Raw genomic sequence first — 12566 nt, 5'->3', positions numbered from 1 at the left:
CTCCCTGCCAGAGCCCGACGCACACCTGTTGACCCGAGGTCCCCATGACAACTGCCCTCACCCTGCGCCCAACCCTGTACGAAGAAACCGTCCCCGGCGGCGGCCACACCTCCTTCGTGCTCAAGCGTGGCCAGTTGCTGCGCATCACCGATATCGAAGGCGGCGCCAACGTCAGCCTGCTGTTGTTCAACGCGGCTGAGAAAAGCGAGCGCCTGAACCTGCCGGACACCCTCAAGGGCCAGCACACCGCCAAGCTCACCGTCGGCCACTGCCTGTACTCGGACATGGGCAAGGTACTGGCCGCCATCACCGCCGACACCTGCGGCTGGCACGACAGCTTCGGCGGCGTGCTCAATGCCGAAGAGGTGCTGGAGAAGTACGGCCAGGGCCGCTATCAGGAATTGCGCAACGGCTTCTTCCGCAACGGCATGGACAACCTGCTGGTGGAAATGGGCAAGTGGAACCTGAACCTGCAGGATCTGCTGATGAACCTCAACCTGTTCAGCCGTGTGGATGTGGACGCCGACGGCACCTTCCACTTCCAGCCGGATAACAGCAAGGCCGGCGACTACATCGAACTGTACGCGCCGATGGACTGCCTGGTGGTGCTCACCGCCCTGCAGCACCCGATGGATCCCAACCCGCAGTACGCGCCCAAGCCGGTGCACCTGCGCTGGAGCAGGGTCGACAGCGACGGCATCAGCGTGCTGTGCCGCACTTCGCGCCCGGAAAACGGCCGCGCCTTCCACAACACCGAACGCCAGTACCTGTGAGGATGCCGACATGAGCCTGACCGCAAGCAACCTGCACCCCGAAACCGCCGCATTCCGCCACACCATCCCGGCGGGCGAGCCCTACCTGTTCGAGGTCAAGGCCGGGCAGAACCTGCGCCTGCATGACCTGGAAGGCAACCAGGCGATCGACACCCTGTTCTTCGCCGCCAGGAACCCACGCGAGCGCTTCGACCCGCAGCGCACCCTGCGCAAGCAGAACAAGGTCTACCTGACCACCGGCACGGTGCTCTACTCCAACCTCGGCAACCCGCTGCTGACCATAGTCGCCGACACCTGCGGCCGCCACGACACCCTGGGCGGCGCCTGCGCGCAGGAGAGCAACACCGTGCGCTATGCCCTGGACAAGCGCTACATGCATAGCTGCCGCGACAACTTCCTGCGCGCCAGCCTGCACGACGGCCGCCTGAGCAAGCGCGACATCGGCGCCAACATCAACTTCTTCATGAACGTTCCCGTAACTCCGGAGGGCGGCCTGACCTTCGAGGACGGCATCTCCGCGCCAGGCAAGTATGTGGAGCTCAAAGCCGAGGTCGACGTGATCGTGCTGATCTCCAACTGCCCGCAACTGAACAACCCCTGCAACGGCTGGAACCCGACTCCGGCCGAAGTGCTGGTGTGGAAATAGAGCAGCCGCAAGCTGCAAGCCACAAGCTGCAAGCCACAAGCTGCAAGCCACAAGCTGCAAGCGGTACGGCGCCCGGCCGCTTCTACACACGCAACCCTCTTGCCGCTTGTAGCTTGAGGCTTGCCGCTCGCTGCGGACGACCGTGGCACACGACGAATGACGGCGGGACGGCCCGCCACGCCCTTCGAGGGTCAATGAAGATGTTCGACAAACTCCTGATCGCCAACCGTGGCGCCATTGCCTGCCGCATCCTGCGCACCCTGCGTGAACTGAACGTCGGCGGCGTGGCCGTGTATTCCGAAGCGGACGTGGCCAGCCTGCATATCCAGCAAGCTGATGAAGCCTTCTCCCTCGGCGACGGCCCGGCTGCACAGACCTATCTGGTGGTCGACAAGATCCTCGCCGCCGCCAAACAGGCCGGCGCAAAAGCCATCCACCCCGGCTACGGCTTTCTCTCCGAAAACGCCGCCTTCGCCGAAGCCTGCGAAGCGGCCGGCATCGCCTTCGTCGGCCCGACGCCCGAGCAGTTGCGCGTGTTCGGCCTCAAGCACACCGCCCGCGCCCTGGCCAAGCAGCATGGCGTGCCCATGCTCGAAGGCACCGAGCTGCTGGAAAACCTCAACGCCGCGCTGGTCGCAGGCGAACAGGTCGGCTACCCGGTGATGCTGAAAAGCACCGCGGGTGGCGGCGGCATCGGCATGCGTGTATGCCGTTCGGCAGCGGAACTGAGCGAAGCCTTCGAGGCAGTCAAGCGCCTGGGGCAGAACAACTTCAGCGACAGCGGCGTATTTATCGAGAAGTACATCCAGCGTGCCCGCCATCTGGAAGTACAGGTGTTCGGCGACGGCCAGGGCGAAGTGCTCGCCCTCGGCGTGCGCGACTGCTCGGTACAACGGCGCAACCAGAAGGTGCTGGAAGAAACCCCGGCACCCAACCTGCCCGCCGGCATGGCCGACGAACTCTGCGCCGCGGCGATCAAACTGGCCAAGGCGGTGAATTACCGCAGCGCCGGCACCGTCGAGTTCGTCTATGACAGCGAGGCGCAGCGCTTCTACTTCCTCGAAGTGAACACCCGCCTGCAGGTCGAGCACGGCGTTACCGAACAGGTCTGGGGCGTCGACCTGGTGCGCTGGATGATCGAACTGGCCGCCGGCGACCTGGCGCCGCTAAGCGAACTGGCTGTCACCCTGCAACCCAGCGGTCATGCCATCCAGGCACGGCTATACGCCGAAGATCCGGGCCGTGATTTCCAACCCAGCCCCGGCCTGCTCACCGCCGTGCAGTTTCCCGAAGCCGACGGCAAGGCCCTGCGTATCGACACCTGGGTCGAAGCAGGCTGCGAGATTCCGCCCTACTTCGACCCGATGATCGCCAAGCTGATCACCTGGGCACCAACCCGCGAGCAGGCCAGCGCCGCACTGGACAAGGCCCTGGCCGACTCGCTGCTGTACGGCGTGGAATGCAACCGCGACTACCTGCGCCAGATCCTGGCCGATGCCCCCTTCGCCTGCGGCCATCCCTGGACGCGCTGCCTGGAAAATCTCGTCTACCAGGCGACCACCTTCGAGGTACTGAGTGCCGGCACCCAGACCACCGTGCAGGACTACCCCGGCCGCCTCGGTTACTGGGCAGTGGGCGTGCCGCCGTCCGGGCCGATGGACGACCGCGCCCTGCGCCTGGGCAACCGTCTGCTCGGCAATGAAGAGGGCGCCGCCGGCCTGGAAATCACCATGAGCGGCCCCACGCTGCGCTTCAACACCGACGCCGTGGTCGCTGTTACCGGCGCCGAGATACCCGTCAGCCTCGATGGCGTCGCCCAGCCGCTGAATACCGCGCTGCTGATCGCAGCCGGCAGCACCCTGGCACTCGGCACCATCAATGGTGCCGGCGCACGCAGCTACCTGAGCGTTCGCGGCGGCATCCAGGTGCCGGACTACCTGGGCAGCAAGAGCACCTTCACCCTCGGCCAATTCGGTGGCCATGGCGGCCGCGCCCTGCGCGCCGGGGATGTGCTGCACCTGCTGCCGCTGAGCGATACCAGCAGCGGCGCGCAACTGCCCGCCGAGCTTTGCCCGGCCCTGCCGGCGGTACGCGAACTGCGGGTGATCTACGGCCCGCATGGTGCGCCGGAATACTTCACGCCCGGCTATGTCGACAGCTTCCTCACCACCGACTGGGAGGTGCACTTCAACTCCAGCCGCACCGGCGTGCGTTTGATCGGGCCGAAACCGGAATGGGTGCGCGACAGCGGCGGCGAAGCCGGCCTGCACCCCTCCAATATCCACGACAACCCCTACGCCATCGGCGCGGTGGATTTTACCGGCGACATGCCGGTGATCCTCGGCCCGGATGGCCCCAGCCTCGGCGGCTTCGTCTGCCTGGTGACCATCATCGAGGCCGACCTGTGGCAGCTCGGCCAACTCAAGGCCGGCGACAAGGTGCGCTTCGTGCCGGTGGATATCGCCAAGGCGCGGGAATTGGCGCAAAGCGATGCACGCGAATACACCGAACTCGCGCTTGTCTCCCCTCTCCCGCTTGCGGGAGACGACTGCATGGATGCAGGAGGTAGGGCGACGCAGGACGCTCAAGCCGAGGGGCCGGGGGAGAGGGTTCTTGAAAACGCCCAAAGCCCCTCTCCCCAACCCTCTCCCATAAATGGGAGAGGGAGCCGTTCGGCGTTGGCTTCCCCCATCGTGCTGGATATCGGCCAAGCCGACACCCGCCTGGTGGCGCGCCTGTCCGGCGACACCCACCTGCTGCTGGAAATCGGCCAGCCGGAACTCGACCTGGTGCTGCGCTTCCGTGGCCATGCGCTGATGCAGGCGCTGGAGGCCAAGCAACTGGACGGCGTGATCGACCTCACCCCCGGCATCCGCTCGCTGCAGGTGCACTACCAACCGGAAACCCTGGCCCTGCAGACGCTGCTCGATATCGTCGCCGGCGAGTGGGATGCCGTCTGCGCCGCGCGCGACCTCAAGGTGCCGTCGCGTATCGTCCACCTGCCGTTGTCCTGGGGCGACCCGGCCTGCCAGCTAGCCATCGACAAGTACATGACCACAGTGCGCAAGGACGCGCCCTGGTGCCCGAGCAACCTGGAGTTCATCCGCCGCATCAACGACCTGCCGAATCTGGACGAGGTGTACCGCACGGTGTTCGACGCCAGCTACCTGGTCATGGGCCTGGGCGACGTCTACCTCGGCGCGCCGGTAGCCACGCCGCTCGACCCGCGCCACCGCCTGGTCACCACCAAGTACAACCCGGCGCGCACCTGGACGGCGGAGAACTCCGTCGGCATCGGCGGCGCCTACATGTGCGTGTACGGCATGGAAGGCCCGGGTGGCTACCAGTTCGTTGGCCGCACCCTGCAGATGTGGAACCGCTACCGCGAAGTGGAGGCCTTCGATGGCAAACCCTGGTTGCTGCGCTTCTTCGACCAGATTCGTTTCTACCCGGTATCGGCAGAGGAACTGCTGCGCATCCGCCGCGACTTCCCGCTGGGCCGCTACCCATTGCGCATCGAACACAGCGAGCTGGCCCTGACCGACTACCAGCAGTTCCTCGATGACGAAGCCGATGGCATCGCTGCCTTCCGCCAGCAGCAGCGCGCGGCCTTCGATGCCGAACGCCAACGCTGGATCGACAGTGGCCAGGCACATTTCGAGGTGGAGGAAGCCGCCCCCGAACAAGGCGAAGACGCCCCGCTCGCGGCCGGCCAGCACGCCATCGAAAGCCATGTGGCCGGCAACCTCTGGCAAGTGCAGGTGGAAGCCGGCGCCCAGGTGCAGGCTGGCGACGTGCTGGTGATCCTCGAGTCGATGAAGATGGAGATTCCACTCACCGCGCCCATGGCCGGCACCGTGCGCGAAGTGCGCGTGCAACCGGGCTCGCCCGTACGCGCCGGGCAGCGCGTGGTGATACTGGAAGAAGCCTGAAGCACGGCTACAGGGAAGCCGGGATGCAATCCGGGAAGCACCTCCCGGATTGCATCCGGGCTACATGACGGCCATAAATTGTGATCACAACTGGCGCTTGGCCTGCCTGACAAGCTAGCATCACGCCATTCCCCGTTGACGGACTCAACGATGCTGCTGCGCTCCAAACGGCACACGCAAACCTCGCTGGTGCTGCTGCTCCTGTTTCTGCTCGGCAGTGGCTTTCTCACCACGTCCTTGCTCAGCTACTACGCCTCGCGTGACTCGATCCGCGACAGCATCATCAACACCGAGCTGCCGCTGACCTCCGACACCGTCTACTCGGAAATCCAGAAGGATCTGGTACGCCCCATTCTCATCTCCTCGATGATGGCCCGCGACACCTTCCTGCGCGACTGGGTGCTGGCCGGCGAGCAGGACAGCGAGCAGATGACCCGCTACCTGCGCGAAGTGCAGGAACACTACGGCGCCTTCACCAGCTTCTTCGTTTCCGACAGAACCAGCACCTACTACCAATCCAAGGGCGTGCTGAAACAGGTCAAGCCGAGCGAGCCGCGCGACGTCTGGTACTACCGCCTGCGCATGCAGCCGGAACCCTACGAGATCAACGTCGACGTCGACATGGCCAACGCCGACCGCCTGACCATCTTCATCAACTACAAGGTGCTCGACTACGACGGCAACTTCATCGGCGCCACTGGCGTCGGCCTGGCCGTCGACGCCGTGGTCAAGCTGATCGACGAATACCAGCAGCGCTACGAGCGCAGCGTCTACTTCGTCGACACCACAGGGCGCATCACCCTCACCGGCGCCCAGGGTGGGCCGCTGGGCGCCAAGGTCGGCGAATCGCTGGCGGATATCCCTGGCCTGGCTGGCCTGATGGAAAAGCTACCGACACCGCAGAGCGGCCGCTTCGAGTATCAGGAGCATGGCCGCGAGCATTTTCTCAACGTGCGCTACATTCCCGAACTGGAGTGGTACCTGTTCGTCGACAAGCACGACAAGGCCCTGGTCGGCATCCGCCAGGGGCTCTACCTCAACCTGCTGCTGTGCCTGCTGGTCACCGTCATCGTGCTCACCCTGGTGAGCCTGGTGATCCGCCGCTACCAGCAACGCATCGCCGCCCTGGCCACCACCGACGCCCTCACCGAGCTGCCCAACCGTCGTGGCTTCGACATCCTCGCCGAAAAGGCCCTGCAGGAGGCGCAACTCGACAACAGCCCGCTGTGCGCGGTGCTGCTGGATCTGGACAACTTCAAGCAGATCAACGACCAGCATGGCCACCTGGCCGGTGACGAGGTGCTGCGCCGCTTCGCCGAGCAGTTGCGCGGCGCGCTGCGCCAGTCCGATATCCTCTGCCGCTGGGGTGGTGAGGAATTCATCCTGCTGCTGAAGAACACCGAGCATCAGACCGCCCATGAGCTGGCCGAAAAATTGCGCCAGCACTGCGCCGAACAGCGCTACCCGGTGGACGGCGAAAGGCTGCAGGTCACCGTCAGCCTCGGCCTCAGCCAGTGGCAAGCGGGCGAGAGCCTGCACACCCTGCTCGGCCGCACCGACCGCGCCCTGTATCGCGCCAAACAGGCCGGGCGCGACCGCGTCTGTGAAGAGCCTTGATGGATAGCGAACGCTGCCCCCTGTGCGGCAAGCCCAACCAGTGCAGCGTCGCGGCAGGCCGCAGCGACGAACCCTGCTGGTGCTTCGACGCTCAGATCGACCCGGCCGCGCTGCAGCGCCTGACGCCCGAGCAACGCGACCAGGCCTGCCTGTGCCCGGCCTGCGCCGGCGCGCTGGATGCCATCGAACGCCGCGAGCGCGACTGAGCCATGCGCCTGGATCGTTTCCTGAGCAACTTCCCCCGCTTCAGCCGCCAGGACAGTCGCCTGCTGATCAGCGCCGGCCGCCTACGCGTGGACGGCCAGACCGTCCGCGACCCGCGCCATGAAATCCGCGACTTCCAGCGCGTCGAGCTGGACGACGAACTGCTGCAGGCCGGGCGCAGCGCCCGCTACTGGATGCTGCACAAACCAGTGGGCGTGGTCAGCGCCACCGAACATGACGAACACCGCACCGTACTCGACCTGCTGAACGAGCCGGACAAGCACGACCTGCACCTGGCCGGCCGCCTCGATCTGAACACCAGCGGCCTGCTGCTGATCACCAACGACGGGCGCTGGTCGCGGCGCATCACCCAGCCACAGCAACGCAAGCCCAAGGTCTACCACGTCACCACCGAGCAGCCGATCACCGACGAATACGCCGAAGTCTTCGCCCGTGGCCTGTACTTCGCCTTCGAGAATCTCACCACCCTGCCCGCCCAGCTCGAGGTGCTGGACAGCCACCACGCCCGCCTGACCCTGTTCGAGGGTCGCTATCACCAGGTCAAGCGCATGTTCGGCCACTTCCGCAACCGTGTCGTCGCCCTGCACCGCGAAAGCATGGGCGAGATCGCTCTCGACCCACAGCTGGCTCCCGGCCAGTACCGTGCCCTGACGGATGCGGAAATCGCCAGCGTCTGACGGTTTTCCTGACGACCCGACCAACGGTTAGCACAATCGTCCATAAAGATGTGACTCGCCCTTGCGTGGCTGCAAGGTAACTGCTTGAATCGAACCATAAGTCTTTGCGTGACCAATCAGTCACAGCGGGACGAACGAAAAGATTCTTCGGTTGCTGGTGCTCTGCACCGACTGGATTCCTGCCTGGTAACACCGCTCTCTCCCGGCCCTGAAAATGCCTGGAGCGCCCGCCTGTTTCGATCCTAACTGCTTGAAATTCCTAAACTTATAAAAATCTCCAGCCTGACATGAAGCTGTCACGCTCAGGCGCTTTTCTTACTGCTCAAACCAACGCGAACGGCCAGCCGCTCGCCTTGACCTACTTGCGCCAGGAGGAAACGACATGAGGCCAGAAACCGCAGTCGTCGAGATCAACAGGAAGCACAAGGTACACACGGAGTTCTACGGCAACCCGGCAGCAAGCAAGACCATCATCCTGGTCAATGGCTCTCTGGCGACCACCGCCTCGTTCGCGCAAACGGTCAAGTATCTGCAACCGCAGTACAACGTCGTGGCCTTCGACCTGCCCTATGCCGGCCAGTCGAAGCCGTACAACACAGACTTCACCCTCATCAGCAAGGAAGACGAAGCGGCCATCCTGCTCAAGCTGATCGACCACTACGGCGCCAACTACCTGATGTCCTTCTCCTGGGGCGGTGTCGCCTCCCTGCTCGCCCTGGCCCAACGCCCGGCGACGCTGGAGAAGGCCGCCATCTGCTCCTTCTCACCGATCCTCAACGTGCCGATGCTCGACTACCTGCACAAGGGCCTGCGCTTTCTCAATGCCATCGATCGCGACAACGTCGCCCTGCTGGTCAACAGCACCATCGGCAAACACCTGCCGTCGCTGTTCAAGCGCTTCAACCACAAGCACATTAGCACCCTGGACGAACACGAGTACCTGCAGATGTACGCCCACATCAAGCAGATCCTCAATATGGAAGCGCACTGCCGCAAGGAATGCCTGCAGGCCATCGACATCCCCCTGCTGTTCGTCAACGGCGACCGTGACGAATACACCTCGGTGGAAGACGCCTGCCTGTTCGCCCAGCACATCGACCACGCCCAGTTCGCCGTGATCGACGACGCCGGCCACTTTCTCGACATGGAGCATAAGGCCGCCTGGCTGCAGACACAGCGCGTGCTGCTGGACTTCTTCAACGCCCCCAGCAAGCGCCTGCACCAGCCGCTGCGTGGCGAGCTGCAGGAGCTGCAGGCCATCGCGGTGTGAGGGTGCAAGCGCGGAGCGGATACGCTTTGCGCTTCATTTCTGCGCTGGCTTCCGGTATAAAGGCACCCGCTGCGGGTGTCGTATAATGGTAATACCCTAGCTTCCCAAGCTAGAGCCGTGGGTTCGATTCCCATCACCCGCTCCAGACAGCCAAGCAAAAGCCCCGTCATCACTGACGGGGCTTTTTCGTTTCTGGCGGTTGAAGGGCTTGAGTGCTAGGGTTTGAACGGTAAAAATGAGGCTTTGCAATCAAGCAGAATAAAGGCACTAGTTGAAAAATAAATTTTCCGACTTTTTCCATTATTTCAACCCTCAGAATACAAAAGCAAAACTTCTGATAAAAAAGCGAAATTACAATGTCACGGATTTTGACGGCAAATTTATTTATTGACTGGGATAGCGCCAGCAGAATCACAAACGAAAGCAAATTAAAAAATAACGACTTACCATTACCCATAATCGAGCGAGAAATCAATAACACCTATTCCATGTTAAGAGAAAGGGTCATAGAAAAGACACAAGAACTTATAGGAAATGACCGTCTAAAAATAACAAAAACTCGCCTCTACCATGGCTGGCATATGGGCACAACCGCAACCAGACATAGAATCGCATGGGAAAATCTAAAACCTTCATTCCGTACAATTATAAGAGGCAGCATCTCCTACCTTCCTGACATTGAATTTGGGAATGAGCTTTTATGCAAAGGAAATAGAGTACCAATATACAACACTCTACGAGAAAGGGAACGCAAACCCGCTAGAAAGCAAGATCCAAAAGAATACCAACAAAAAATGGTTGATACCGCATTAGTTGCCGACCTACTGAGTTACAGCCGAACAGAAAGTAGAAACTTCCGAAGGGACGAAAAACCAGCATCAATGGCAATTGTCATTGGCGATGATGATGATCTTCTGCCTGGCGCATTTGTGGCTGAAGCCTGGGGACTCCCCATATATGTATATAGGATTTCCAGAAGCTTCGACAGCAAACATATAAACACCGACGGAATGATACACAGGATATAAAAATGGACATCAACATAAATGATATCATAAATGATATCTATGCATTTTGCGATCCTTTCACCGACCCTAAAGTTAAAGGTCTTGCAGGAAAGAAAAGAGTAGATATAATTAGAAATGCTAGAAATTTATCTTTTGATATAGACACCACCAGCGGGCGCATTTCTTCACGTCACCGACGAGGAGAATTTTCAAATATAAAATCTCTTCTAGCCTCTCAAGAATTTGCGGACATAAAACGATTTGCAGAAACTCAGAAAAGGCTATTTGAGCGAACAACTCAAAGCCCAACTATTCCTTCAGACATAACTCTTAATGGTAAGCGAGTTTCAGCACAATCTTTAGCCAATAGCCTAGAAACGCACAACGAAAAAGTCTCTCTTACTCTTCTCGATGGCCCAGCGGGAGTAGGGAAAACATTCCAAATCCGCCAGCTAGCCAAATTCCAATGCGAAAAATGCGTATCCGACTCCTCAACGCCGCCTGTACTTCATATTAGCAGCGGCGGCAGAAGGCTTTCAAATTTCAAAGACGTTTTAGCAGCTACAACTCAAGATATGGCTGCATGCTTTAATGGCAAGCAAGTTCCAATATTAGTCAGGCATGGCCTATTAATTGCTGCAGTCGACGGATTCGATGAGCTTGTTGACGCTGACGGCTACGAAGACTCTTGGAAAGCACTAAAAGATTTTATCGAAGAGGTACGCCAAGGAGGATTAATTCTTTTAGCAGCTCGCGACACCTTCCTCGACGAGCAGGAACTTCTGTCACGAATAGAAGTCAGCAGAGAGCATATCACGCTCTCTATGGGACACATACACCCAGTTAACATAGAAGACGCCATCAAATTCCTATCCAATTCCCCTCAGTGGTCGAAAGAAGACATCGAATCAGATATAACCTCAGATATTCTATTTGAAGGCAGCTATGCTCTCCGGCCATTTTTCCTAAACTTACTAAGAGAAGCTAAGGGCTGGAACGACATTGAGGAACAAGGTTTCAGAACTTATTTAGTAAAAAACCTTCTTGCACGCGAAGCCACAATAATCTCCAAAGGCATTAAGGATACTGACCACGCCACAATTTCATCTGCGCTGATCAATCTCTTTCAAGAGATAGCATTAGAAATGGCAGAAAGAGAAAACAACCTCATAGAAATTGAGCACCTATCTTTCTTAATGGGCTTTTGCCTGGAAGGATTGGCAAATGATGCAACCATAAAGAAACTAACCCACAAATCTGGAAGCACGGCCCTTTTGGAGGTTTCTGAAGAAAAAGAAAAAAGAAAATTCCCGCATACAGAAGTTCAATATTACTTCCTCGGCAAAGCCTTATTAGAACTATTATCCAAGCGCACAATTCCTAATATACTAAGAAGAACCATACTAAGCTCAGAACACCTAGACGTCTTCTCAGAAGTAATTTCATCAGAAAAAAATGCCAGCGAAGCTATTAAGTATCTTTATTCAAGCCTCAACTCTGACAACTCAAACGACAGCCTGCCGACAAACGCGGGCGCTATCGTAATTCTTGCTTTCTCTTTAGATCTTATTGAGCGAATTGATTACATAAGAACAAATGACGCTACCTTCGCAGGTGGTTCTCCGACCGGAATTATACATGATGCAGAAATAAGCAGGTTAGACATATGCGGCGCCGACATATCTGGCGTCACATTTGAAAAGGTCAACATAGGCACTTTGGTAGTCGACGATCTAACAAAGTTTGGTAACAGCTTACCGGATTTCCAAGCGTTAGATATTCGCGGAAGCGACCCACAAACAATTCGTTCCAAAGAGGCAATCCTACAGTTCATTGACAATCACAAAAGTATTAACACCAATGACACCACAAAAGACCATCCCGCAATAAAACTGCTCGAGCGCATAGTCAGGAAACTTTTACGCTTTGGCTATTTGCGAGATTCTGAAGATGACGAGCGCGTACTTTTACTTAAAGACACATACTGGCCAATAATAAAAGAAGTCCTACAAAAGCATGAACGCCTTGAAATCAAGGAAGGAAAGGCCATGCATGGTCGACCTGCACCATTAATTAGAATAAAAAACCTCATGCCACTCCTAGACGCAGACAACGAATCAACAAAATTAATCTTCCAAGACATAATATTCGCCAGTATCAATATAAAGAAATAATATCAAGACAGCTCAATCAACCTGAATTACAACCCTGCTTCTGCAGGGTTTTTAATCAACCTCTAATTATTCAACTCAAATGCAAACTTTGAGCAAATCAGATCTCCTAGCCCGGAGTTTCACTTATAACTCTTAAATTTAGCTTTCTCGCGCTTTATCGCATCATGTAACTTTCCCCGCCCTGCTTTCCATACGCACCGCCTAGGGGGATTTATTTGAGACCACCCGGCTATTGCCCGGAACTT

The 12566-nt window shown here is 58.5% G+C and carries 9 protein-coding genes and 1 tRNA gene; all 10 read left to right on the top strand.

The annotated features are described in order from the left end of the window. Nucleotides 1–44: 44 nt before the first annotated feature. The 10 genes from OU800_RS07130 (at nt 45) to OU800_RS07085 (ending at nt 12321) form a co-directional block, all read left to right on the top strand. Nucleotides 45–773 (top strand): urea amidolyase associated protein UAAP1, encoded by a 729-nt coding sequence (locus OU800_RS07130; protein WP_268182372.1) that lies wholly within the window; start codon nt 45–47, stop codon nt 771–773. Between the two features lie 10 nt (nt 774–783). Beyond that, nucleotides 784–1419 carry an urea amidolyase associated protein UAAP2 gene (locus OU800_RS07125; RefSeq protein ID WP_268182370.1) on the top strand — a complete coding sequence of 212 codons (636 nt, stop codon included), beginning with the start codon at nt 784–786 and terminating at the stop codon, nt 1417–1419. A 200-nt stretch (nt 1420–1619) separates the two neighbouring features. After that, nucleotides 1620–5351 carry a 5-oxoprolinase/urea amidolyase family protein gene (locus tag OU800_RS07120; protein WP_268182369.1) on the top strand — a complete coding sequence of 1244 codons (3732 nt, stop codon included), beginning with the start codon at nt 1620–1622 and terminating at the stop codon, nt 5349–5351. Nucleotides 5352–5501: 150 nt separating this feature from the next. After that, complete coding sequence (locus OU800_RS07115) at nt 5502–6968, top strand: sensor domain-containing diguanylate cyclase (protein WP_268182367.1); 1467 nt, start codon at nt 5502–5504, stop codon at nt 6966–6968. Next, nucleotides 6968–7174 (top strand): cysteine-rich CWC family protein, encoded by a 207-nt coding sequence (locus tag OU800_RS07110; RefSeq protein WP_268182366.1) that lies wholly within the window; start codon nt 6968–6970, stop codon nt 7172–7174. Before OU800_RS07115 ends, OU800_RS07110 begins: the two co-directional genes overlap by 1 nt. 3 nt (nt 7175–7177) lie before the next feature. Then, complete coding sequence (locus OU800_RS07105) at nt 7178–7870, top strand: pseudouridine synthase (RefSeq protein ID WP_268182364.1); 693 nt, start codon at nt 7178–7180, stop codon at nt 7868–7870. 382 nt (nt 7871–8252) lie between these two features. Then, a complete protein-coding gene (locus OU800_RS07100) occupies nt 8253–9140 on the top strand; it encodes an alpha/beta fold hydrolase (protein ID WP_268182361.1) in 888 nt (295 codons plus the stop codon). Nucleotides 9141–9211: 71 nt separating this feature from the next. Then, a tRNA-Gly gene (locus tag OU800_RS07095) sits at nt 9212–9285 on the top strand. 211 nt (nt 9286–9496) lie between these two features. Beyond that, nucleotides 9497–10168, top strand: a complete 672-nt coding sequence (locus OU800_RS07090; protein WP_268182359.1) for a hypothetical protein — start codon at nt 9497–9499, stop codon at nt 10166–10168. A gap of 2 nt (nt 10169–10170) precedes the next feature. Then, complete coding sequence (locus tag OU800_RS07085) at nt 10171–12321, top strand: hypothetical protein (protein WP_268182357.1); 2151 nt, start codon at nt 10171–10173, stop codon at nt 12319–12321. Nucleotides 12322–12566: the final 245 nt, after the last annotated feature.

It is taken from the genome of Pseudomonas sp. GOM7 (genome assembly GCF_026723825.1).
Classification (GTDB): domain Bacteria; phylum Pseudomonadota; class Gammaproteobacteria; order Pseudomonadales; family Pseudomonadaceae; genus Aquipseudomonas.
The sequence above is the reverse complement of the archived record's forward strand: the minus strand, read 5'-3'. Positions and strand labels throughout refer to the sequence as shown.